The sequence below is a fragment of the Microbulbifer aggregans genome (genome assembly GCF_020524005.1).
GTDB lineage: Bacteria > Pseudomonadota > Gammaproteobacteria > Pseudomonadales > Cellvibrionaceae > Microbulbifer > Microbulbifer aggregans_A.
The window spans coordinates 26,658-52,951 of the sequence record NZ_JAIVKK010000014.1 but is presented as its reverse complement, the minus strand read 5'-3'; the positions used below and the strand labels follow the sequence as shown (position 1 = coordinate 52,951).

Below are 26,294 nucleotides of genomic sequence, written 5' to 3'. Positions count from 1 at the left end.
GTGGATGCCCGTCTGCTGGAAAAACTGAATCACTTCCTGGCACTGGAGAAAAAACTCCGCAACGCCAGCAGTGTGCAGCAGGTGGCCCAGATTGCCAGCAGCGATAGCCAGGCCCTGCTGCACTTTGACAGCTGCGTTTTTTTCAGTGGCCGCCAGCTCAAACCGCTGGCTGCTTCCAATATCTCCGTCATTGATGCCACCAGCAGTGAAATCCAGCGCTGGCGCCAGTTGCTCGGCCAGCACTTCGACAAAGCCCGGCAACGATCGCCACTGCAATTGGAATTATCCCAGCCCGGAAATGACAGTGCGTCCGAAACCGGGAATAAAGAACATAGCGATCAGAGAGATACCATTGAAACCAAATACCTGGTCCTGCAAACACTGGGGAAAGACGGTAATGAGGGCTGCCTGGCACTGCTGCGCAGCCAGCGTTTTTCCGACCAGGAACGGGAAGTATTGCGGGAACTGGGCGGCGCGGTAACCCAGGCCCTGTTCGCCGTACGCGGGGCGCGGCAATTTTCGCTGCGTCACTGGTTCCGCCGTCGGCCACTGGTGTTCGCCGCGCTCATCACCGCTATCTGCCTGATCCCGGTACGCCAGAGCATACTCGCACCAGCCACGCTGGCGGCCATCGAACCGCGAATTGTTTCCGCACTGACGGATGGTGTCGTGCGTGAAATTCATATTCAACCCAACGCACCAGTGCAACGGGAGCAGTTGTTATTCTCTCTAGAGGATGCGGAAGTCACGGCGGAGATTGATCGGGTACAGCAGGAAATTTCGCTCTTTCAGGAGCGCCTGCGTATGACCCGCCAATACAATTTCCAGCAGACCTCCGCCGGCCACAAACTGGCCCAGGCGGAAACCGATCTGGCCATTCGCAAACTCGACCTCGACTATCAGAAAACTCTGCTGGACAAGACCCGTGTCACCGCCCCGGCCTCCGGCGTGGCCATTTACACCGACCCGGCGGAGTGGATCGGGCGGCGGATTCGCGCGGGCGAAAAAGTCATGGAAATCGTGCAGCCGGATGCGCGCCAGATCCAGATAGATCTGCCAACTCAGGACGCCATCACGCTGCCGGAGAATGCACACGCAGTCTTTTACGCAACCTCCGCACCGCTCGCGCCGATCGAGGGGCGTTTGATCTACCACAGCCTGCTCACTACCGAGGGAGAAAATCTTCCCGCGAGCTACCGCCTGCTCGCGACCATCCAGCAAGACCAGCCCCAGATCCGGATCAATACCCGCGGCCACGCGCGCATTTATGGCGCCCGCGTTCCTCTTGTCTACTATCTGCTGCGCCGCCCACTGGCTTCCGCCCGCCGCTGGATCGGAATGTGAATGCAGCAGAGGTAATTTGAGGTATCAAGAGGTAAGCCGTGCAGTCACAACCATTTATCAATCCGGAAATACCTAGTGGCACGGCCAACCCGGCGTGGCCGCCGCTGCGCAGCGATCTGCAATTTCATCGCGCGCAAGACAATGCAACAGACAGCAGCCCGCACAATTGCTGGATGCTCTATGATCCGCTGCGCGGGCAATACCTGGAACTCGGCGAACTGGAAATACTGGTACTGCATCACTGGCCGCTCGGCAGTCCGCAAAAAATCGCCGATACCATTGCCCGGCAACAGGGCTGCGCCGTAGACCCGGAGCAGGTAAAGGCCGCGGCACAGTTTATTCGCGACAATGAATTAACCCAAACTGACAGCCAGCAGATTGCACAAAAGCTCGCGGCGGTTACCCCGCAACAGAAGCGGCTGACGCAATTGCAGAAAACCCTGTTCTGGCGCCGCCCGCTGTTTGTGCCGGACTTGAGTAGCCGCCTGCTACAACCGCTGGCCCGCTGCACCCGACATGGCTGGTTTTACGCGGTGCTGTTGTGCAGTGCAATCTTTGCCGGCATTTCCATCAACCAGCACTGGCCCGAATTTCTGGCCTACTTCGATGCCAGCTGGAACGCCGCCGGCGCCGCACTGTTTTTTGCCTGCTATCTGGTATTGAGCCTGTTTCACGAACTGGGCCACGCCAGTGTCGCGCGTTTATATGGCGTGCGCGCCAATTCCGTCGGCTTCGGCCTGATCGCCTTTATGCCGATCATGTTCAGTGAAATTACCGATGCCTGGCGCTTGCCGCGGCGCGCGCGCCTGCATATCTCCGCCGCTGGAGTCGCGTTTGAATTCACATTGGGATCCATTGCGGCACTCGCCTGGTGCCTTATGGATGACGGTCCTCTGCGTGCACTGATGTTTTACCTGTTTACCACCTCGCTGATCAGCACCCTGCTGATCAACGCCAATCCATTGATGAAATTCGACGGCTATTACCTGCTGAGCGATTTCACCGGCGAGAAAAATCTGCACCAGACCGCAACCAATACTTTGCGCCACTGGATCTGGCTGAAACTCCTGCGCTCCCGACCACCGGCAAGTGACCGCCGGCACAAATTGCTCACCCTGTTTGGTTTCGCCAGCCTGGTTTACCGGCTGTCGGTATTTACACTGATCAGCTACGCCGCCTACCAGATGCTGTTCAAGGCCGCAGGAATTCTGGTGCTGATCCTGTGTGTCGGGTTGCTACTGATTCTTCCCGCAGTGCGTGAAATCCTCGGGTTTCTTTCATTTTTCAAAGAGCAGCGAAACCTCGCCATGGCCAAAAGTGCATCCAGCCAAAATGCGGACAGCGACGAGGGTCGCTGGCAAAGTGCAATACAAATCCTGCGAATGCTGAATCCACGCATTCTTTTCTGCAGTGCTTTTTTTCTCGCTCTGTTGCTGGTGCCACTGCCGTGGCCGGTGCAGCTTCCTGCGGCCACGTATTTTTCCCAACAACAAAAAGTTGTGGCTCCGGCCAATGCCACGCTGGAATCCCTTGAGCTCCAGGCGGGGAGCAGCGTGCAGGCCGGGAACCTGATCGCAAGCCTCCACGATAGCGAGCTGGACTACCGCATTGCGCGTACCCAGGCCGAGTTGCAACTGCTGCGCCGCCGCCAGAGCAGCGACGGATTTGCCGAGAGCCTCGACGCACTCGATGGCGTGTATCTACAGGACCTGCTCAGCAAACAACAACTACTGCGTAAACTCGAAACGGAAAAGCAGCAACTGACAATTGTCGCCAAGGTATCGGGCACGGTGGACTGGGTGCTACCGGGTGTGCACACCGGCCAATATCTGGAACTGAACCAGCCCATCCTGACCATTGCCGACCGCCATACCCTGTCTGGCCGCGCGTATGGCCAGTCGGCACAGGTATCGCGACTGGTCCCACCGGAAAAAAATCACTCCCTTAGCGGCCGGTTGTTTCTCGCCGGCCAGTGGCGGGCACTGCCAGTAGCCGTCAATGCGGTTGAACAGATTGCTTCCCGGCGCATTCAGGACCCGGCACTGGCTTCCGACTTTGACGGGCCGCTACAGACACTGCCGGACGATCGCGAGCGCAGTGCGGAAGCACTGCACCTGGTGAGTTTTTCCATCCCGGCCGATACAGCGCTAACCCCGGCCAGTGCCCAGCGCACCGGGTATCTGGTGATATTCGGCACGCCGACCAGCCTGCTGTCACTGATTGCCGACCGTATAGCCGGTGTCGTCATTCGTGAGAGCGGCGTGTAGCGGTGTTTCACCAGTTTATTTCGCAATAGATTTTTCGTACTAGATTTTCGCTTCTCAATAGCTTTCCTCGGGCCAGGCAGGCCACACAGGAAAACCACAAGGAAAGAGGTATCCCATGGAACTCAACGAGTTTTCCAGATCGTCCCTGGCACAAGCCATCAACCTGCACGGCAGACAGCTCAGCAGCGTGCGTCGGTCACTGGAAAAAAGGGTCCTGCTGGATGCCTCGGTGGCGGTGGATGTCAGCCATACCCTGACCGATGCCAGCGGTGCGGAAGCGACCGACAACGGCGACGACAGCGCGAAGGAAAGCTCGGCGAAAAATACCCAGGACAACGACAACAGTGTGGAAGCGGATACCGCAGCCATCGCGCAACGCCAGGAGCTTGTGGTTATCGACCTGCAACTGGATCAGTCGCAGTCATTGATCGATGACCTCGTAGGCCAGGCAACGGAAGTCACCCAGAACGAAGACAGTATCGAGCTCATGATCGGCGAGCGCAGTATTACCCTGCTGACACTGGATGGCAGCGACAGCCTGACAACCATCACCGATTTTTTACAATCCACTGAGCAGGTCTACGACGCCGTACACCTGATTTCCCACGGCGGTGCCGGTGGTATTGATGTGGGCGGCGAAGAACTTTCCCTCACATCACTGGCCGCTGATGGTAACGACAGCCACAGTGCACAGCTGCAAAGCTGGCGTGCCAGCCTGAGCGAAGGTGCGGATATTCTGCTGTACGGCTGCAACACCGGTTACAGCCTGACCGGTGAACGTTTTATTGACCAGATTGCCGATCTCACCGGCGCCGATGTGGCCGCTTCTGACGACCCGACCGGCAGTGCGCTGCGCGGCGGTGACTGGGAGCTGGAGCAACAAAAGGGGGATGTAGATACCGATGTCGTGTTCTCCAAGTTGCTACAGGGCAGTTGGGAAGGGCTGATGGTGGCAACGCCCTCAGCCACAGTCGACGCCCCCAGCGAGGACTTTATCAACGAGTCCACGGATATCGGTTTTTCCTTTGACAATGACGGCGATACCACAGGTTACGGTCCGTTTATGGATATCGTCGCCGGCCCCGGGTTAGAACTGGGCAGTGTCAGCGGCCTCGATGGTGCATCCGTCATTACCTACACCTACGAAGGCGGCCAGTGGGTAGACAGCAACGGCAATGTGGTGGAATACCACCCCTACGACTTCAATCAGACCGGGTTAATTCCATTGCCTCCCGGTGAAGAAGGTGCCACCTGGTATGCAATCCAGTTGCCCTTCGGTTCGTTTTCCCCAGACCAGCCATCGTTTGATTTCAATGTCTCCGCCATTCTCGACGAAGCCGCCGGGGCCATTGTCGGCGTGCCCATTCCCATCTGGGTGCGCCCGGGATTTGCGTATGGCAACGATGCACTGAATAACCCGGATGTGGATCCGCCGATCCTCGGCAACCCGATTGAGACAGAGATCACCCCCACCGTAATCGATGTGGAAAAAGATGCACTGGATGGTGACGGCGATAACAATTCCATCGGCGATGATGGCGAAACGGTTACTGGCCCCAGCGAGCCGGTAACCTGGCGAGTAACGGTAGATATCGCCAACCTATCCACGATCGAAAATCTCGTGGTCACCGAAGAGGTGCCGAACAACTTCTATTACATTCCCGGCAACGTCTCCGTTACCGATTCCAGTGGCACTCCACTCGATGTCACCATCACCGAACCGCCGGAAGGGGCCAACAACGGCTCTGAATTAATTATCCAGTTCAATACGCCCATCGAGGGCACACTCGCCAGTAACGATATCGTTATTACCTATACCGGCTATGTGCCAGATTTCGATGCTGACGGCAATCCCATCGTCATCAATGATGGTGCCAGCGAAGCAGTGCGTAATAACGTTACTGTGTCCGGTGATTACCAGGGCGAAACTATTACCGATCAGGACGATGCCATCATCACGGCCGTCGCTACTGCACTGCAAAAAGATGTGGCGATCATTGATGACACCGGCGCTGAGGGTTACACCCCCGGCGACCGGGTGGAGTACACACTGACCCTGGAGGTGTCCGACTATATGCGCCTGAACAATCTGATTCTTTCAGATTCTATCGGCGACGGACTGGAAATAGATCCGGATTCATTCACGTTTGAATTGTTTTCAAACGGTTTTTCGTTTGGCCCGGATGCCCTGAACAGTGGCAACCTCTCGGTGATCGAAAATGCAGGTGATGGCAGCACTGATGTCAGTATCAATTTATCCCAGGAGCTGATCGACGAGCTGATCAGCCCCAACGGTGGACTCAACGGTGATCTGTTCGAAGATACCAATATCGACGGCACCACCACCGTCGTCATTACCTACGAAGCGGTTATCCGCGAAACCTACCTGGCAACGGGCGATGCGGTGAGTGTTTTTGATGTGATAAACAACCAGGCCACGATAAATGGCACTGCTGAGTCTGCCAATGGCGGAGATATCTCCAACAGCAGCAATGAAAGTATTCAGATCGAAGGGGCCGAATCCAGCAAAAGTTTGTACGCCGTTGATGGCAGTACCGATCCTGCGGATCTTGGCGAAGTCAGTGTCGGCCAAGCGGTAACCTTCGCCATTGATATCGACCTGGGTACCTTGGACAGTGGCGGATTGACCATCACCGATTACCTGCCACAGCCAGTATTTGATGCAATACCTCCCACATTTATCAATACGGATGAAGGAGCCAATGTTCCGCCAGTAAATTTCTGGGGCTTCGGGCCTGAGACCGATTTTGACAACTGGCCACCCGGTTACCTGGAAAGCTTTAACGTTACGGTCACCACCGACGATGCAAACAATTCCATTACCTGGAATTTCGTACCGATTGAACAGATCGCGTCCCAGGGCGGTCATGTACAGCTGCTGTTTACCGTAGAAGTCAACGATCAGCCATTTACCGATGGTCTGCTCCTGACCAATGTGGCCCAGGTTAGCGTCGATGGCACAGACGAAACCGTCACCCTGCCACCGGGCGGCATCCAGATTGAAGTGGTATCGCCAGATGTGAATGTTACCAAGGGCGTGATTTCCACCGACGACGGCAGCGGCGTTTTCGATCCCGCGCCCGCAGGTCCCGTCACCTTCGATCCGGCAGGCACAGCCAACGACGGCACCCCGCCCTGGACCGGCACCATCACCAGTGACGATCTCGACAACACCCCCATCGATTCCAATCTCAGTGAAATTGATGCCGGTGACACGGTGCGCTTTGCCATCACCCTGGAAAACACCGGCGGTTCCGATGCTTTCGATCTGGTAATCAGCGATACCCTCCCGGAAGGTTTTGAAATTCCACCCGGCGGGATCAACCTGCATATTTATACCGGCGACGGCACCCAGATCGATTTCACCGGCAATCCGGAAGATTTATTTGCCGGGGGCATTACCCTGGTGGATCCATCGTCCGATGAGGGCGCGCTCAACGAAGGCCGCGATCCCGATACCGGGCCTACCACCGACGGCAGTAATATCATCATCATCACTTACGACCTGATTGCCACTGACGATGTGCAACCGGGTCAGGAGATTGAAAATACCGCACAGCTGGAAGGCTACGGTGGCGTAGACGGAGGTAACGACTACACCGAGGGCAACACCAATATCAACTGGCAGGACGATGCCACGGTGACGGTGCTCGACAACGCCGTAGACAAGGAGCTGGTCGGTACCAGTATCAACAGCGCCAACAATGCCAATGATGAGGCGGTGATTGGCGAGGTCATTACCTACACCCTGACCCTGACCATCTCCGAGGGGCAAACACCCTCGGCCAGCGTGCTGGATACACTGGACGACGGCCTGGTATTCCTCAATGTAACCAGCGTTACCTCCTCATCCGGCGATATCCAAAACGGTACGGGTGGCGCCTGGAGTCAGGACGATCTCACTGTCACCACCAACGGTCAGCAGGTAACCTTCGACCTCGGTGACCTGGACAATATCAACCGCGACAACTCCGTCGATGAAACCATCACCATTACCTACGAGGTACTGGTCGCCAACGACGTGGTCAACCAGAGCGGTGACCAGCTGAACAACAATGCGCAATTCAGCTGGGATAGCACGAATGACGGAGTCGACAACCCCACGGTAAATGACAGCGACTCGGCGGAAGTGGTCACCGTCATCGAGCCGGATTTACAGGTGGATAAATCCCTCACGAGCAGCGACCCACTGATCGATGCCGGCGACCCGGTGCAGTACACCATTGTGATTTCCCACACGGGTTTTTCCGATACCGATGCCTTTGATGCAACGTTTATCGATACCTTGCCGCCCGAACTGGAAAATGCAGTACTGTCCAGCGCCACCTTGAATGTGGGCGGCACTACAACGAATGTTTTAGATTTGTTTGTGGTCAATGGTAATACCATCGAAATGGCCCCCGACGCCAGCTTTGACCTGCCGCTCGGTGCAACACTGACACTGGTGATCGACGCCATCGTGGTCAACGATGTGATCCTCGGTTCCGTGGTGACCAATACCGCCACCGTCGATTGGGAAAGCATTGATGGCGATGACGCAAACGAGCGCACCGGCGAAGACGGCGCCGGCGGCGAACTGAATGACTACGAGACCGACGACAGCGCCCAGTTTGTGGTGGCGAGTGTGGAAACCGGCAAAAGCATCGTCAGCAGCTCAGAAGAAAATGAGTACAATGCGATTGACGAGGCGGTGATCGGCGAGCTTGTCACTTACCAGGCCAGCTTTGAAGTACCCGAGGGTGTGGTAATCAACGCGCAGATTCTGGATACGCTGCCGGCGGGCATGGAGTTCGTCGGGTTTGACGGCATCTTTGTCGGTGACGATCTCGAAATTACCGGCGGCGGATTTGGTGACCCAACCGTTGTTGGCAACGACGATGGTACCACCAGCCTCGATTTCGGCTCCGCCACTGTGACCAACAACGGCACCGACAATGTCCCTGATTTGATCACTATCGTGTACACCGTGCGCGTGACCAATGTGGAATCCAACCAGGCCGGTACCGAACTGATCAACAATGCCCAGTTTATTACCGACAACGGCACCTCGGAGGCGTCCACCACCGTTACGGTGATTGAGCCGGCACTGACCATCGATAAGTCCGCCAATATTACCGAGGGCGACAATGGCGATGACGTCAGCTACACCATCACCGTCACCAACCCCGACGACGGCAGCAGCACCACGGCCTATGACATCAGCTTCAGTGATCCACTGCCTACTGAGCTAAGCAATATCTCGTTCAGTGCCAGTCTGCAAACCGCGTCCGGAACTACCGATATTTCAGGCTTCTTTGTCATTGTTGGCGGCGAGCTGGTACTCGACCCGCAGGCCGAACTGGACCTGGATCCCGGCAGCACCGTCACCATCACCGTAACCGGTATACTCTCCAATACCATCGCTGGCGACACCATCACCAATGCCGCCGATTTGGACTGGAGCAGCCTCGATGGGGACGTTGACGATGAACGCACAGGGGAAGATGGCGAAGGCGGCGAACTGAACGACTACGCCACCAGTGACGAAGTGGAAATCACCGTCGCCTCCCCGGAAATTGAAAAAGTCCTGGTGTCCACTTCGCAGAACGACGACCTCAACGACGATACCGAGGCCACCATCGGCGAGATTGTCACCTTCTCGGTCACTCTGACGCTGCCGGAAGCCACCCTCATCGGGCAGATCACCGATGTTTATGGACCGGGCTTTGAATTTATCGACCTGGTGAGCGTGACCGCGAGCAACCCGGATGCGATCCTGATCGACCAGGACGCGATTACGGTAATCGACGACGCGGCCAACAACACCATTGGTTTCGACTTCGGCAATCTGGTCAATACCGACACCGATAACACCACCGAGGAAACCGTCACCTTCGTTTACCGGCTGCGGGTCACCGATATTCCGGAAAACGTGCAGGGCACCACCCTTACCAATGACGCTTCGCTGGATTTTGACAGCGACGCCGATGGCAGCCTCGACAGCAGTATCAGCGACGACGCCTCAGTGGACGTCGTGGAACCGCTGCTGGATATCGACAAGGAACTGCTGAGCGATACTCCGCTCACCCTCGGTGGCCTGGCCACTTACCAGATCACCATCCAGCTGGATCCTGCCAGCGGTGCCGACGCCTACAACGTCACCATTGAGGACGCGCTGCCTCCCTATCTTTCCGGGGTGGAAAATGTGCAGATTGATGTAACCGGCGGCTCACCCACCATTGTGGATAATTCCCTGGCAAATCTGCTGTCGCTGGATATCAGCGAGATCGATGCCTCCACCATCATCACCATCACCGTCGACGCGCGGGTGACCACCGATCCCTCCGCCGTGGGCCAGACCACCACTAACCTTGTGGAAGGCGAGTACACCAGCCTCGACACCCCCGAAGGTGGCGACGACAGCGATATCGAGCGCGAGTACGATGTCAGTGATGAAGTGACCGCAGAAATTGGCGCGGTGGACCTGGTTGTAGACAAGGATGACGGCGGTATTACCGCCGTGCCCGGCGGCGATATCGTGTACACCATCGACTATGAGAACGCCGGCAATATCGACGCCACTGGCGTAGTCATCACCGAATCCCTGCCGGAGTACGTGACCTTCGACCCCGCCGCCAACCCGGGCTGGACTCTGGACGGCGACACCCTCACCTACAATGTCGGCGACCTGGCCGCCGGTGAAACCGGTAGTATCGAGCTGGTGGTGACCGTCATAGATCCGCTGCCCACCGGCGTCGAGGAAACCAACAACACCGTTTCCATCGACGGCGACGAAAGCAACGGTACCGATCCCACCCCGGACAACAATACCGACGAAGACGTCACCCCATTGGAAGCCGCGCCGGATTACGTAATCGACAAGGTCGAGAACTTCGAGGACCCGGCCAACCCCGGCGACACCATCGAGTGGAGCATTACCGTCACCAACGAGGGCAACCAGGACGGCACCGGCGTTTTCGTCACAGACACTTTGCCGGATACCAGCCTGTTCAATAATTTCACCGCCAGCGATGGCGGCGTGATCGACCTGGATGCTGGTACCGTCACCTGGAATATTGGCGACATGGCGGTAGGCGACAGCGTTACATTTACCCTGAGCGCCATCGTCAACGAATCCGTGCCCACGGACATCCCCACCCAGATCAACAGTGTGGTCGTAGAAGATGACGGCGCCAACGGCGAAGACCCGACGCCGGACAACAACCGCGACGACGAAGAATTCGATATCGCCTACGTCGACCTCGCAATCGACAAGGACGACGCCGGCATTACCGCCGAGCCCGGCGATACCCTGGTCTACACCCTGGATTACGCCAACAACGGTACCGCCGACGCCACCGGCGTGGTGATCACCGAGTCCCTTCCCGATTACGCCACTTTCGATGCAGGCAGCTCCACCGCCGGCTGGATCGACAACGGCGATGGCACCTTCAGCTTTGAAGTGGGCGATCTGGCCGCCGGCGAGACCGGCACCGTGGAGTTTGCGGTCATCATCGACGACCCGATCCCCAGCGGCGTGGAGGAAACCAGCAACACCACCAGTATCACCGACGACGGTGACCACGGCCCGGACCAGAATACCGAAGACAATGACGACGATGAGGTCACCCCCATCGACGGCCGCCCGGATTACGTGATCGACAAGATTGAGTTATTCGACGATCCCGCCGCCCCCGGTGAAACCATCAGCTGGGATATCGTGGTCACCAATGAAGGCAACCAGGATGGCACCGGTGTCGTCGTCACCGACACCCTGCCCACCGGTGACTATTTCGACGCCGGCTTTATTGCCAGCAATGGCGGTATCGTGGACCTGGATGCCGGTACCGTGACCTGGAATATCGGCGACCTGGCCGCGGGCGACAGTATCACCCTGACCCTCACCACCACCGTCAATGAGAATGTGCCGCCGTTCCTGCTGCCAACCCAGGTCAACTCGGTGGAGGTTACTGATGACGGCACCAACGGTGAAGACCCGACCCCGGAGAACAATCGCGACGAAGAAGAATTCGACATCACCCTGGTGGACCTCGCCATCGCCAAGACTGACGACGGTATCACCACCAGCCCGGGCGGCTTGGTGGTCTATACCCTGAGCTATGCCAATATCGGCGGGTTTGATGCGGAAGACACTTTCATCACCGAGACCCTGCCGGACAACGTGACCTTCGACGCGGCCAACTCGGATCCCCGCTGGGTGGACCAGGGGGACGGCACATTCACCCTCGATCTCGGCACCGTCGCATCCGGTGAAACCGGCAGCGTCACCTTCGCCGTGATCGTCGACAATCCACTGCCTGCCGGCGTCGAGGAAATCTTCAATACCACCGAAATTGACTATGGCGGCGGCAACGGCCCGGACCAGAACCTCGAAAATAACACCAATGACGACACCACCCCGGTCATCGCCCAGCCGGACTATGTGATCGACAAGATCGAGAACTTCGAAGATCCCGCCCACCCCGGCGACACCATCTCCTGGACCATTGAAGTCAGCAACCAGGGCAACCAGGACGGCACCGGTGTGGTGGTGACCGACACCCTGCCGGATACCAGTCTGTTCAGCGAATTCACCGCCAGCGACGGCGGCGTGATTGATCTCAATGCCGGCACCGTGACCTGGGATATCGGCGACCTCGCCGCCGGCGAATCCCTCACCCTCACACTCACCGCGGTGGTGAGCGACTCGGTTCCCACCGAAATCCCCACCCAGACCAATACAGTGGTAGTGGACGACGACGGCAGTAATGGCGAAGACCCGACCCCGGAAAACAACCGCGACGACGAAGACCTGGATATCACCTACGTAGATCTCGCCATCGACAAAGACGATGGCGGCGTCGACAGTGACAATCCGGCAGAACCCGGCGACACCATCACCTACACCCTGAACTACGCCAACAATGGCACTGCGGATGCCACTGGGGTAGTGATCACCGAAAGCCTGCCGGACTACGTCACCTTCGATCCAGCCGACAATCCCGGCTGGGTGCTGGATGGCGATACCCTGACCTTCGATATTGGCACCCTCGCCGCCGGCGAGACCGGCTCGGTCACCCTCGTGGTCACCGTCATCGACCCGCTGCCCGCGGGCGTGGAGGAAACCAGCAACACCGCCAGTATCGAAGACGACGGCAATGTCGGCCCGGATCAGGAGCTGATCGACAACACCGATGATGAAGTCAGCCCCATCGACGGCCGTCCGGATTATGTAGCGGAAAAAACCGAGAACTTCGAAGACCCGGTCAACCCGGGCGACCCGGTGTCCTGGACCATCGAGGTACGCAATGAGGGCAACCAGGACGGTACCGGCGTCGTAGTCACCGACACCCTGCCCGACACCAGCCTGTTTACCAATTTCACCGCGAGTAATGGCGGTGTGATCGATCTCGCCGCCGGCACCGTCACCTGGAATATCGGCGACCTGGCAGCAGGTGACAGCGTGACGCTGACGGTTTCTGCCGTAGTTGTGGATAACGTGCCCGCCAATGTCGCCCCGCAGACCAACAGCGTGGTGGTGGACGACGACGGCAGCAACGGGCTGGATCCGACGCCGGACAACAACCGCGACCGGGAAACCCTGGAAATCGAGTTTGTGGACCTGTTTGTCGACAAAGAACACGGCAACGCCGAACCCGGCCCCGCGGATACCCTGGTCTACACCCTCACCTACGGCAACCGCGGCAATACCACCGCTACCGGCGTAGTAATCACCGAAACCCTGCCGCCCAACACCACCTTCGATGCCGCCGGTTCCAGCGCCGGCTGGGTACAGAACGGCGACAGCTTTACCTTCGATGTGGGCAGCCTGGCACCGGGGGAAACCGCCACCATTACCTTCGCGGTGACCGTGGACTATCCGCTGGACGTGACCGTACAGCAGATCGACAACACGGCGGTGATTACCGACGACGGCGACCACGGCCCGGATCAGAACCTGGACGACAACACCGACCTCGACGAAGTCGACCTGTTCAATCCCGGCCCCAATGTGGACAACATCACCCTGTCGCAGCTGTATCCGGACTACATCTATCCGCCGCGGGAGTGGGAGCGCCAGGCCCCGGAAATGCACGGCCGCCTGATCTCCAAAGAAACCGAAGATGTACGGGTGAACCTGCAGGGCGGACGCAACGGCGGCAATTTCGACCCGGCCTTCGGCCCGGTGGATGGCCGGCATTACCCCAACAACTGGTCGCGGGTGTTCCAGAACGACCTCAGTATCGACACCAGCGACACTACCGGCGGAGACAAGTCCAGCCCGCTGGAACTGGATCAGGACACCGGCCGCTACCGCGCCAATACCCTGTTCGGGGAGTTCCAGCGCCCGGCCGCAAGCCCGGACTTACCCGCGGGCGCGCCCGATAGCGCACCAATACCCGCCCCACTGCCGGAGCCACTGCGAGACGAACCGGTCAGCCTGCCGGTGGAACGCAGCGGTGTGCAGAAGCAGCTGGATGAGATCACCCGCGAGATGAATGAATCCCGTGTATCACCGCTGCTGGCAGCACTCGCGGCCATCACCCTGGAGGAAGGAAAACCGGACGTTCAGCCCTAGTGTTGTCGCGGCGCACAAGTGGCGGCTTTACGCGCCACTTGCACAAAATGTCAAAAAGCTGAACCATCGTGTCAATTCTGGCCGCGGCGGATGCTTTATGCTGCGGCTGGACTTGATCACGCTTGCGCGCCTGGCCGGTGCCCCGATAGCCGGCCCCCGACTACCCGCTAAAAAAATAAAGGGAATCGCGATGACCACTGACACCATGGCCGACACTACCACCACCACAGCCCACGTCCCGGTAAACGAGGCTCCCGCAGCGGAACCTACGGAGCAGGTATACATGCTAGAGCAGCTGCTGCAACGCCAGCGCCAGGCCTATCTCGCGGCCCCCATCTCCAGCTATGAGCAACGGGTTCAGGACCTCAAGGCCCTGGGGCGCATGATCCGTGAGCACCAGGACGAGATCGTCCGTGCAGTGAATGCCGACTACGGCAACCGCTCCCATCACGAGACCCTGTTTGCGGAAATTTTTCCGGCCCTGGACAGCATCAAAGACACCATCAAGCGGGTGAAAAAGTGGATGAAGCCCCAGCGCCGCCACATCGACTTCACCGCCTTCCCCACCTCCTCCACCAAAGTGATACCGCAACCACTGGGCGTAGTCGGTGTCATCGTACCGTGGAACTTCCCGGTGAACCTGTCCTTCGGCCCGCTGATCAATATCTTCGCCGCCGGCAACCGTGCCATGGTCAAAATGTCGGGGAATTCCAGCACCCTGGCCGCGCTGTTAAAGCGCATCAGCGGTGACTATTTCCCCGAAGACAAGCTGGTATTTATCGAAGAAGCCGGCGGAACCGGCGTCGAGTTTTCCAAGCTGAAATTCGACCACCTGATCTTTACCGGCTCCGGCGCTACCGGCCGCAAGGTAATGGCCTCCGCCGCCGCCAACCTCACCCCGGTCACCCTGGAACTGGGCGGCAAATCGCCTGCGATTGTGGGCCCGGATTTCAATATCGATACCGCGTGTGAGCGCATCCTGTTCTGGAAACTGTTCAACGCCGGCCAGATCTGTACCACCGTGGATTACCTGCTGTTGCCGGAAGACAAGGTGGACGCCTTTGTCGCAAAGGCCAAAGAACTGTTCCGCAAGCGCTACCCGGATATCCAGAGCCCGGATTACACCGCGGTAATCGACGAACCCTCGTTCCGCCGCCTGTGGAAAACCCTCGACGACGCGGCACAGAAAGGGGCAACGGTGATCGACCTCACCGATGGCCAGGGCAGCCGCGACGACGCCATCCAGAAATTCCCCGCACACCTGGTGCTGAATGTCAGCGAAGACATGGACATCATGCAGCGGGAAATCTTCGGCCCGCTGTTGCCGATCAAGACCTACAACAACCGCGAGGAAGTAGCCGCGTACATCAACAAGGGCGACCGTCCGCTGGCGATTTATCCGTTCACCAACGACAAGTCGCTACGGGATTTTTATATCGATCACGTGATGTCTGGCGGAGTGAGCGTCAACAATGCGGTACTGCACGTTGGCCAGCACGATATTCCGTTCGGCGGTGTCGGCGAGAGCGGCATGGGCCACTACCACGGCTACGAAGGTTTTATCACCTTCTCCAAACTGCGCCCGGTGTTTTATCAGGGGCCGCTGGATCCACTGAAATTCCTGATGCCACCCTACGGAAACGTAGCGGACAAGATGATGAAATTAATGCTGCGTTTGACAAAATAGCAGCGGGCCTATTAAAGCGCATGAAGTTAATGCGAAGGCAAAGCGCTGGGTAACTGTTTTCAGAAGCGTCGGCGACAGGGACGTCGCCGACGCAGCTTACAGGGATGTATGCACAGCGGTTCTGAAAACAGTTACCCAGTGATTTGCCGCCACCGCGCTGGTTTTAGAACCACCATTTCCGATCCCCCCAACACACCAAATTGCGATCAACCCATATTTTTTGTAGGGTTTTCGTAGAGCAATGCCATGCTGGCGCTCTTTTTTCCTGGACTCTTTTATTTCAAAGGGCCTCCAGCACATTTGCGACGATGCAACATCGTCGTGCACTCCGGGCAACAACGCCCGTCATCACATCGCGCAACCCAACACGGATCTTTACGGAACACGCGCGATCACAAGGAGAAAAACATGTCTGCACCAAATCGCAGCCACCATCACCATTCTGACGCAGAGCCATCACAACGCCCTACTTCAACCCGAAAACTACTGGCCAGTGCCATCGCACTCACCGCCGGGATCAACGCCCTACCCGCCCTCGCCGATCAGCAATCCGTCCTCGAAGAAGTGACCGTAACCGCACAGAAACGCGAACAGTCCATGCAGGATGTCTCCGTCGCCGTCAGCGCCTTCTCCGGCGACGCCATCGACAAAATGGGTTTTGAAGAAGGACTGGATATCACCCAGCAGGTTCCCAACATGAACTTCTTCGCCATCTTCGGCGAAGCCTCCAGCCCCTCCGTCAGCCTCCGCGGCATCAGCCTGGTGAACTTCTCCGACTCCTGGGAATCCCCCGTTTCCATCTACGTCGACGACGTCTATCGCGGCAACCCCGCCGGCTCCGCGATCCAGCTGTTCGACCTCGAACGCGTCGAAGTACTGCGCGGTCCCCAGGGTACCCTCTACGGCCGCAACACCACCGGCGGCCTCGTGCATTATGTTTCGCGCAAACCCACCGAAGAATTTGAAGCCAACGTCAGCGCCAGCATCGGCACCTACTCCGAGAGCATTCTCGAAGGCAGCATGAGCGGGCCGATCAGCGACAGCGTGCGCGGACGTGTCGCCGTCAAAAGCACCCAGAACGACGGCTGGCAGACCAACACCGTCACCGGCGACAAACTCAACGACACCGACAGTTTCGGCTACCGCACACAACTGGAATTCGACCTCAGCGACAGCGGCAGCCTGCTGCTGAATGTGCACGGCAGCAGTGCCGACCAGCAATCTGTCGGCTTTGCGCATATGGGCTATTTGGAATACGCCGATCCGGATCCGGAGATCGACGCCGGCGCACCGACCTGTTCCATCGGCCGAATCCAGAGCGGACTCTGTACCAGTGAATCGTTCAATATGACCGGCGCCGAGGCCGTAGATGGAAAGTTTGATCCGGAGCATGTCGCCAGTGGCGCCGCGAACGGGTTGGGTACCCAGATCGATACATTCGGTACCTCCGCAACACTGAGCTGGGATTTCGAAAATATCACGCTCACCTCCATCACTGCCTACGAAGAACTGGATAAGTTCCTGCAGGATGACGGCGACGGTACCGCGATCGTTTACTTCGACGAGCAGTACGGTGTCGATGCAGAACAGTACACCCAGGAATTCCGCCTGAGCGGCAGTACCGAAAGCAGCAACTGGGTAACCGGCTTCTACTACTACAAGGATGACCGCGGTCTGGTCACAGAGGCACCGACTACAGCAGACGGCCTCTGGCACCGGGAGATCGTCACCCTCGACAGCGAATCGTGGGCCCTGTTCGGCCAGCTGGAATACGACCTCTCTTCTACGCTGACCCTGGTCAGTGGCCTCCGCTATACCGAAGAGGAGCGCGACTTTACCCAGGATGCCGGCCCCAGTTTTTATGCGGATGCCGTCGACACACAAAAAGATCTTAGTGATAACGCCACCACCGGCCGTATCGGCCTCGACTGGCGTCCCGCATCGGGCACACTGGCCTACGCCAGCTATTCCACAGGTTTCAAAAGCGGCGGCTTTTCCGGTAGCTACAACGCGAACGATCTCGCCACGGACCCGGTAGGTGCAGAGACGATTGAAAACTTCGAGCTGGGCCTGAAAACCACACTCGCGGATGTCTATCGACTGAACGCGGCAGCTTTCCATTACACCGTGGAAGACTACCAGGCTCAGGTATTTATCAGCGTCGATGAAGGCAGTGTGATTACCAATGCCGGCGATGTTACTGGCACCGGCGCTGAAATCGAGTTAACCGCACCGATCACCGACAACTTCGAAGTAATCGCCGGCGCCGGCTGGCTCAGTACCGGATTCGATTCCGACCAGATATTTTTTGTTGCCGGCGATGCCTATACGCTCGACGGCAACGAACTGCCCTCGGCACCGGGTTTTACTTACAACCTGATGGCCCGTTATTACATGAGCCTGGGTGAAAGCGGCGAGCTGGTATTCCAGGGGGACTATGCGTGGCAGGACGACCACTACCTGCAAATCGAAAACGACCCCTACTCTCGGCATCAGGCCTATGGCCTCGCCAACGCCAAAATCAGCTGGCACTCCCCCACCGACGCCTACAGCGTAGAGGCGTTCGCCAGAAATCTGGCCAATGAAGAGTACTTCACCTACCAGAACTCCCTGGGCAGCGACTGGGGCTACGGCGTCTGGGGCCAACCGCGCACGGCCGGTGTGCGTTTTAACTGGAAACTCTGATGTTCCTCGATTAATTCACTGCAAACCAAAAGCGCCTCAAATGAGGCGCTTTTTTTATTGGCAACTGGTACGGGTTTACCTTCAATTCTTCTGAATCCAGCACGCAGATCGATTAGTATTTTCCCTTCTCGATTTCACACCATTTTCAAAAGGATCTGAAAATGAGCACTCTTCTGCTGTGCAACAGGGACATGACGTCCCCGGCCATACAACAAGCCTGCAACGCCAACCTGCAACAATATTCCGCACCACACTGCCCCGACCCAAGAATCGCCCGCGCCAATACGCCCTACCTGCTCAACAGCCATAGCGACAGCCAGGGCAAACGCATCCAGACACTGCTCGCCCCGCCGCAGGTCGCCCGCTCCGTCACCGACCTGTCATTAACCTTTGGTGAGGACAACACCATCGCCATTGCGGCGATGATGGACCAGTTGCGGGATTACAATATTGCCCTCACCGGCGCTTCGACCAGTGTCTATGGTGAGCGGATCACAGGCTTTGCCGAATCGGTAAAAAGGTACCAGGCAGCACTGCTGACCTACCGGGATGCAAAACAGAGCCGGGCTGCCAACCAGGCTCAACTAAAACAGCAGGCACACAATGCTTTCGACAGGATGCAGGCCCAGTTCCGAGCAGAACTGAACGCAGCTACCAGCCACATCCGCTCCCGTCGCGGCACTCCACTTACCAGTGCCGAACGTGGTATCAACATCGCCAGCAGCAGCCGTAGTGTGGCCAAATTGCAGTTAAGCAATGAAATCCAAGCGCATAAGCTGGTCAAGTTCAGTCAGTACACTAAAGTGCTTGGCAATGGTTTAGCAGTCATAGATTTTGGTTCAAGAATTGGCAAAATACACAATAGCTACCAAGCCGACGGAGATTGGGAGCGAGACTTGTTTGTTGAGTCGAGCACATTCGCCGCTGGTGCTACTGCAGGGCTAATTACAGCCAAAGTAGGATCAGCTGCCCTCATTTTCACGCTAGCCTTGACCCCCGTAGGATGGGCCGGTCTAGTCGTAATCGCAGGAGGTGCCCTTGTCGCTGCAAGCACGGCAGGTGCAACAATTTATGCTACCAACAAAACCCAAAAGAATGCCGGAAGCACCTATGACAGGATCACACAATGGATGAACCAATAATGACAACCGGAGAAATAATTTTCACATTCTTTTTCGGCTTCATGCTCATAACCTGTATCTTTTATGTTCTTCTCGGCCAGATAACCGTTAAAAGATTAAGGAAAAATACAGAAACCAAGGATTCTCTGGGCGTAGAGTTTGTGAGCGGCTGGGACATACTCAATGTCGCCCAAGCTCTATCTCTACCGAGGTCCTGGAATGAAAAAATGGAAAAAAGTCCGGCATCTTTTTTAAATGCCGACTTTCGATCAATAGAAAAGAACACTAACAAATTGGACAAAATTATCGCAAAAACCTTCACGTTCTTTTTTTTATCCACAGGACTATTAATTGCAATAATGCTCGCGCATGATTTATTCAGCGGACCCACAACTCAATGATAAACGACTCTATTTTCGGCCCACTTACCGTAGTCGGCCTTGTCTTGTCATGGTCACAGTATGTCACCTTCGGATTTTTAACTGTTCGTCGGTTACGCAAGATACCGGAATTGGACTACGACTTGGGAACAAGGTTCATAGGTGGAAGAGACGTATTCAAAGTAGCGGCGGCATTGGCTGTACCAAAACCATGGATAAACAAAGTAGAAAACTCTTCAATATCCTTCTACATTTCAAACCCCACTCTTATTCGAAAAAACACCAATAAGTTTGAGCAGGCATTCGGAGCATCCGTATTTTGGTCTTTTTGGATAGCTTTTCTCTATTTGGCAAGTATCGTCATATTAATTGAGCTTGGATTTTAACAATCACCCCCTACCACTCCACGCCCTTTCGTGCCGAAACACCACTCTCAAACGCATGCTTCTGCGACCTCATCTCCGTTACGGTATCAGCAATATCCATGAGGTATTGTTTAGCCCCACGCCCGGTAACGATCACACTCTGTTCTTTCGGCCGGTTCTCGATTGCGGACAGCACCTCGCCTTTATCCAGCCATTTGTAGTTCAGCGCGTAGGTCAGTTCATCCATCACTACCAGATACACGGACTCATCCGCCAGGGCCGCTTTCAGCTTTTCCCATACAGCCAGCGCGGCGGCTTTATCGGCCTCGAAGTCCTGGGTTTCCCAGGTGAAGTCCGTGCCCATTTCAAACCACTGCAACGGGTATTGCTCAGGAGGCAATTGGCTCAACAGGTTCTTCTCGCCGCACTCCCATACGCCTTTGATAAATTGTCCCACCACGACCTTGTAACCATAACCGAGCGCGCGGGTAACTGTTCCCATAGCGGCGGTGGTCTTCCCCTTGCCGTCACCGGTGTAGACGATAAAAATCCCGCGTTCTTCCAGCGCCTTTGCGACACCGGCGTCCACAATTTCCTTGCGCACCTGCATACGTTTTTTATGACGCTGCTGTTTGTCGTTTTCAGAATTGCTCATAACAAACCACTAAAAATAATTTGATTGAAAGCATAACAGGAATCGAAGCGCACAAGTCGTCGAGCGAAAGCGCGCTGGCGATCCGATACGGAACGATTGCCGACAGGTTGTGGAGTATCGGGCCGCCAGCGCGCGCCCGTAGGTAGGGAAAGAGAGCACCAGAAAGCGGGCCCGGCGGCCCGCTATTCCGAACGGATCAGTCCAGACTGAACTGAATACCCGCGTAGACTGCGGCCCCGGCCGTGTTGAAACCAGCCACCTCGCGGTAACCTTCGTCGAGCAGGTTTTCCCCACGCAGGGTAAAAGCTAACCGATCACTGAAATCGTATTTCGCATTCAGGTCCAGCCGGTTGTAGCTGTCAAGCGCCAGTGCCGGCTCACCCCATACAGGATTGAGGCTATCCCGGTCAGCAACGTATCGCCAGTTGCCGGAAAGGCTCAGGCGCTCGTCCAGCAGGCTGTAATTCACTCCCAGGTTGTACACCTCCTGCGCCACATTCAATCGCTGCTCACCGGCACTGTCTGTACTATCCAGCCAGGTGCCATTGGCATACCAGCGGGCAGAGTCGGTGAATTTTCCTGAAAGGGAGAGTTCATACCCTTCCGAGTCACTCTCGCCTTCATCCTGCGCATAGGCGCCCCAGCCCGAGCCGAGACCGCTCACATACACGATGGCATCGCTGACGGTCTGGCGGAAGGCAACCAATTCCAATTGCAGCAATTCTGCGAAGCTGTACTCCATGCCCAGCTCAAAACCACGACTGGTCTCCGGACCTACCGGTGCTACACCGCCGACCAGATTGGTCGCCACCTCGTATGGACTGGGTGCGCGAAAGCCGGTGCTCGCACTGACGCGATATTTGATCTGTTGGTTGTCACCGATCAATTGCGGCACGGCGGCGGAGACACGCCAGCTGTCGTGATCTTCGTCTTCCAGGCGATCATGGCGGTAACCCAGAGTATAGAAAACCTTACCCGCCACATCAGCGCGCCACTCACCGTAGAGCCCGAGGATATCGACCGAGTGTCGGTCACTTCCGGTCTCATACTCCTGCTCGTCCAGATCCGCGCCCCAGGAAATCGCGCCAGCATCCAGGTTCCAGTTTCCGGAGTAATTCCACTCATCGATACGGCCTTCCACCGCATAACTGCTGGCACCCTGCGCCAGGCTGTCGCGCTCCAGTTGCTGGCTGGATATCGCGGCCTTGTGGGCAACCGCGCCGGTATTCAGGTTCCCGGCCAACTGGTAAGTGGTCTGCTGATACTGCTCTTCACAGTCGTCACTGGCGTTCCAACCCGCGTAACAGCCGTCGAATTCAGTATCCGCGTCGATCTGGCGCACCTGCCCTTCGACAGAAAATTGTTCACTGAATGCATAGCCGAGACTCGCACTGGTAGTGCGGTTGTCATAGCCATCACGCTCGCCACTGGAATCACTTTCACGCGCATTGAAGCCGTCGGAATCGAGCTGACTCAGGTTCAGTTTGTAATTCCAACCGGCCTGTTCACCGCGCAGTGCCACCTGATTGCGATTGGTGTTGTAACGGCCGGTCTCCGCACTGAGCTGCAACTCCAGCGGTTTTTGCGCGCGTTTGGTAATGATATTGATCACACCGCCGGCACCGGCGCCGTACATCATGCCCTGAGGCCCGCGCAGCACTTCGATGCGCTCCACGTCGCTGGCAAGCAGGTGCTGGAACTGGGTGGTAACCTGGGTATTGGTCGGATCGGCCACGTTCACGCCGTCCAGTAATACCAGGGTGCGGGAACCGGACTCCCCGCGCACATAAATATTGCTGACTTTACCCAGGCCGCCGTTATTGCTGACGGAAATCCCCGGCAGGGTTTTGACCACATCCATCAGGGTGGCATAACCGAGCTTTTCGATATCCACAGACGTCAGTACGGAAACAGATACCGCCGTCTGCGCGCGTGGAATTTCGACCCGACTGGCGGTAACAACAACCTGTTCCAATGTTTGATCGACGGGAGTGGCAGTGCTTTCCGCCGTGGCGGTTTGCACGAATGCCGAGGCGCTGGCGACAATCGCGCTGGCGAGCAGATTTTTTTTCATGGTATTCCCCAATCTGAAAATGCGTTCGATTGAGGGAGGGGAGACGGGCGACAAAGACAGGCATGCGCGCACACCGGCAATGAATGACTAGCCCGGACAAAGCCCTCCGCTTTATCGCAGTTACTGTCCTCAAGGCCGGTATCGGGCTTATAGTTCTCTGCTGACTGCGGAAAACGAATCACCGTTGCGGGGGCAGCGCCGGATTTAAAATACTCACACCGGACTTCCCGTTTAACCCAGCCAAGACAACCGCTTGTGGCGGCTATGACTGCTGGGCACCTAGAGAGGGCGCGAGTATATAGGAATTGTGTGAATGCGGGAATGAAGGGCTGGTCAGGACTGATTAGATTTAAAACTGTGGGCTCAACGCGAAGGTACAGATACCGGGTGTAGCTTTGTGAGACCGTCTGCGGCCAGGACGGCCGCAGCCGAGCCCCCATGGATGGGTTTACGGCGTGTCGCACAGAGCTACACCCGGTAGCTGTACCGCCACCGCACTTGATTCGGGGCGGATCATGTAGTCGTGGGAAGAATCACAATAAGTCGCCAGCAACAAACTCCGGGCGCCCGTCACGCCAGCGGAATTCACTGTGTATGCCATACACCTCACCTACCCGCGCCGGCGTCAGTACCTCTTCGGCAGAACCCTGTGCCGCAAGCGATCCGTTGTGCAGCAGAAGAATCCGGTCACAATAGCGCGCCGCAAGCCCTAGGTCGTGCAGCGCAAGGATCACGGTTTTACCCGTGTCCGCCTGCTGGCGGAAGGTCTGCATCAGCTGTAACTGGTGACGGATATCCAGTGCCGCGCCGGGCTCATCGGCGATCAGCAAGGGCGCATCCCCCACTAACAGCCTTGCCAGCTGCACGCGCCGTAACTCACCACCAGAAAGCTGTGTCACTGGCCGCGCCGCCAGGTGCCCGGCGTCCACCTGCTGCAATGCCAGCAGGGAGCGGCGGGCCTTCGCTGCCCGGTCGATCGAACGCCCCCAGGGCAGCAGCCCCAGCGCCACCAGATCCTGAGCCGCCAGGCTCCAGGCCGGTGCTTCCTGCTGCGGCAGATAGGCACACAGCTGTGCCCGCTCCGCCGCCGCAATACGATTGAATTCACGCTCACCGATGCACAGCTGCCCCGTATCAGCGGCATAAATGCCGGCGAGACAACCCAGCAGGCTGCTCTTGCCGGCACCGTTGGGGCCAATTACCGCGGTGAGCTCGCCGGGCCTGAAGGCACAACTGATACCCTCCAATACCCTGCGATGATTTCGCGTCAGCGTCAGGTCGCGGCAGTTAAATTCGAGACTCTGCACATCGCTCACAGGCTCATCTCCCGCCGCCCGCTGACGATCAACCAGAAAAAGAATGGTGCACCGATAAACGCGGTCACCGCACCAATACGCAATTCCTGGGTGCCGACCGTATTGAGCACCAGCACATCCGCCAACAGCAGCAACAATGCGCCGGCCAGCGCACTGACCCACAGCAGCCGCCCCGGGTCCTGGCCGACCAAGGGGCGCATCAGGTGCGGCACTACAAGGCCGATAAACCCGATGGTGCCGGCGACGGCCACGGAGCTGCCCACCGCAAACGCGATGCCGAACAGCACCAGCAGTGGATAGCGCCGGCCGGCAAACCCGAGGGATGCCGCGCTGGTTTCACCGAGAGAGAGCGCGCGCAGGTAGTTGCGCGCGAGAAACAGCATGATGGCGCCGGCAACGATAAATGGCAGCGCCAGCAGTACCTGATCCCAGCCGCGGTTGGCCAGTGAACCGAGCAGCCAAAAGACGATTTCCTGCATCGCAAACATGCTCGGGGCGTAATTCAGGGCCAGCGCCATCAGTGCCGACAGAAACGCATTAATCGCGACCCCCGCCAGTACCAGCCGGCTGGCACTGGCACCGCGACCGGCCAGCAGCCACACACTGCCAACAGCGAGCAGCGCACCGGTGATCGCGAGCAGGGGCAGCATTAATCCGCTGACCGCCGCGCCGTAATACAGCACCAGAATGGCAGCCAGGGCCGCGCCGCTGCTCACCCCCAGTAAGGCTGGCTCCGCGAGCGGGTTGCGCAGCATCCCCTGCATAGCAGCACCGCCCAGGCCAAGTGCCGCGCCCACCAATAGAGCCAGTACCGCACGCGGCAGGCGTAACTGCCACAGGATGACGCTATCGCTGCTGTCACTGCGCCAGCCACTGGCGATGGCCGCCGGCAGGTCGATGGCGACCGGCCCGCTGGACAGGGCCAGCAGCATGGCAACCGGCAAAGCGGCCAGCAGCACTGCAATGAGGGTTTTATTCCGCGTCGACAATTTCCGCTCTCTTCTTTTTCAGTTGTTGCAGCACATCCACCACCGCCAGTGCCGGGCAATAGCCCAGTTGCTCCGGCAGGCGATAGGTACGACCGCTGGCGATATATTGTTTTAATACCGGGTGGCGTTCCGCGAGGTGGGCAATGGCAAAGTCCTGCGCGCCGCCGTAAAACACCAGCAGATCTGGCGCCAGCGCGATGACCTGTTCCAGGCTGACTCGCCCCAGCTGATTCACCCCTTCTTCGGCCGCGAGATTGGTGAAGCCGGCGCGGGTAAGCAGCTGGTGTTCCAGCATGCCGCTGCCATAGGTAATGTTATTGGCGGATAGGATCAGGGCGCGGGGCTTGCTTTGTTCATGGCCTGCGGAAGGGTTATCTGCGAGCAGGTCGGCCAGTTGTTTTTCCTGCGCAGTCAGCTGTGGCAGCGGCCCCAGCGCTTTACCCAGCGCGGTCAGTTGCGCCTGCAATTGTTCCAGGCTGTAGGCATCGGGAATGCGAACCACGGGAAAGCCCAGCTGTTCCAGGCGCGCCGCGGCGCGTTGCGCACCAAACTGTCCGGTGAGTATCAGGTCGGGGGTGAGCGGCAGCAGCTCTTCGGCCTGGGCGCGGTTCAAGTAGATGTGCTCGGGAATCGGCGCGCGACGATATTGATCCTGGCCCGAGAGCCAGGTGACGGAGACAATGTTATTTGGTGGAACCCAGCTCAGCAGTATCTGGTCCAGGCACAGGTTCAGGGAGGCGATGCGCTCGGCCGCTAGCGCCGGTACGGCACACAGCCACAATCCGCATATCAGCCATGCCCGCAGTCGGGTCGTCCTTCCCTGGCGCCCCAT

General features: G+C 57.7%; 13 protein-coding genes and 1 riboswitch. Of the genes, 8 read left to right on the top strand and 5 right to left on the bottom strand.

Going from position 1 to position 26,294, the window contains the following annotated elements; all coding sequences use genetic code 11:
- The 8 genes from LC093_RS20485 (at position 1) to LC093_RS19085 (ending at position 20,449) form a co-directional block, all read left to right on the top strand.
- Positions 1–1,344 (top strand): efflux RND transporter periplasmic adaptor subunit, encoded by a 1,344-nt coding sequence (locus LC093_RS20485; protein ID WP_226668713.1) that lies wholly within the window; start codon positions 1–3, stop codon positions 1,342–1,344.
- Positions 1,345–1,382: 38 nt separating this feature from the next.
- Complete coding sequence (locus LC093_RS19115; RefSeq protein WP_226668710.1) at positions 1,383–3,611, top strand: hypothetical protein; 2,229 nt, start codon at positions 1,383–1,385, stop codon at positions 3,609–3,611.
- Between the two features lie 115 nt (positions 3,612–3,726).
- Positions 3,727–14,190, top strand: a complete 10,464-nt coding sequence (locus LC093_RS19110) for an isopeptide-forming domain-containing fimbrial protein (protein WP_226668707.1) — start codon at positions 3,727–3,729, stop codon at positions 14,188–14,190.
- Between the two features lie 190 nt (positions 14,191–14,380).
- Positions 14,381–15,877 carry a coniferyl aldehyde dehydrogenase gene (locus LC093_RS19105; RefSeq protein ID WP_226668704.1) on the top strand — a complete coding sequence of 499 codons (1,497 nt, stop codon included), beginning with the start codon at positions 14,381–14,383 and terminating at the stop codon, positions 15,875–15,877.
- Between the two features lie 408 nt (positions 15,878–16,285).
- Complete coding sequence (locus LC093_RS19100; protein ID WP_226668701.1) at positions 16,286–18,562, top strand: TonB-dependent receptor; 2,277 nt, start codon at positions 16,286–16,288, stop codon at positions 18,560–18,562.
- 161 nt (positions 18,563–18,723) lie between these two features.
- Positions 18,724–19,704, top strand: coding sequence for a hypothetical protein (locus LC093_RS19095; RefSeq protein WP_226668698.1), 981 nt, complete (start codon positions 18,724–18,726; stop codon positions 19,702–19,704).
- Positions 19,689–20,084 (top strand): hypothetical protein, encoded by a 396-nt coding sequence (locus LC093_RS19090; protein WP_226668695.1) that lies wholly within the window; start codon positions 19,689–19,691, stop codon positions 20,082–20,084. The genes LC093_RS19095 and LC093_RS19090 overlap by 16 nt, the downstream gene beginning before the upstream one ends.
- The gene (locus tag LC093_RS19085) at positions 20,081–20,449 is read left to right on the top strand and encodes a hypothetical protein (RefSeq protein ID WP_226668692.1); all 369 of its coding nucleotides are present in this window, start codon (positions 20,081–20,083) and stop codon (positions 20,447–20,449) included. The genes LC093_RS19090 and LC093_RS19085 overlap by 4 nt, the downstream gene beginning before the upstream one ends.
- 10 nt (positions 20,450–20,459) lie before the next feature.
- Here the strand turns inward: LC093_RS19085 and cobO are convergent, their stop codons facing one another.
- The 5 genes from cobO to LC093_RS19060 all read right to left on the bottom strand — a co-directional run bounded on the left by cobO (position 20,460) and on the right by LC093_RS19060 (position 26,294).
- A complete protein-coding gene (gene cobO / locus LC093_RS19080) occupies positions 20,460–21,083 on the bottom strand; it encodes a cob(I)yrinic acid a,c-diamide adenosyltransferase (protein ID WP_226668688.1) in 624 nt (207 codons plus the stop codon).
- 196 nt (positions 21,084–21,279) lie between these two features.
- Positions 21,280–23,157 carry a TonB-dependent receptor plug domain-containing protein gene (locus tag LC093_RS19075; protein ID WP_226668685.1) on the bottom strand — a complete coding sequence of 626 codons (1,878 nt, stop codon included), beginning with the start codon at positions 23,155–23,157 and terminating at the stop codon, positions 21,280–21,282.
- Positions 23,158–23,272: 115 nt separating this feature from the next.
- Positions 23,273–23,455, bottom strand: a riboswitch (cobalamin riboswitch).
- A 235-nt stretch (positions 23,456–23,690) separates the two neighbouring features.
- Positions 23,691–24,473: an ABC transporter ATP-binding protein gene (locus LC093_RS19070; protein ID WP_226668681.1), complete on the bottom strand. Its 783-nt coding sequence runs from the start codon at positions 24,471–24,473 to the stop codon at positions 23,691–23,693.
- On the bottom strand, positions 24,470–25,462 hold the full coding sequence (locus tag LC093_RS19065; protein WP_226668679.1) for a FecCD family ABC transporter permease: 993 nt from the start codon (positions 25,460–25,462) through the stop codon (positions 24,470–24,472). The genes LC093_RS19070 and LC093_RS19065 overlap by 4 nt, the downstream gene beginning before the upstream one ends.
- Positions 25,446–26,294 (bottom strand): ABC transporter substrate-binding protein, encoded by an 849-nt coding sequence (locus LC093_RS19060; protein WP_226668675.1) that lies wholly within the window; start codon positions 26,292–26,294, stop codon positions 25,446–25,448. Before LC093_RS19060 ends, LC093_RS19065 begins: the two co-directional genes overlap by 17 nt.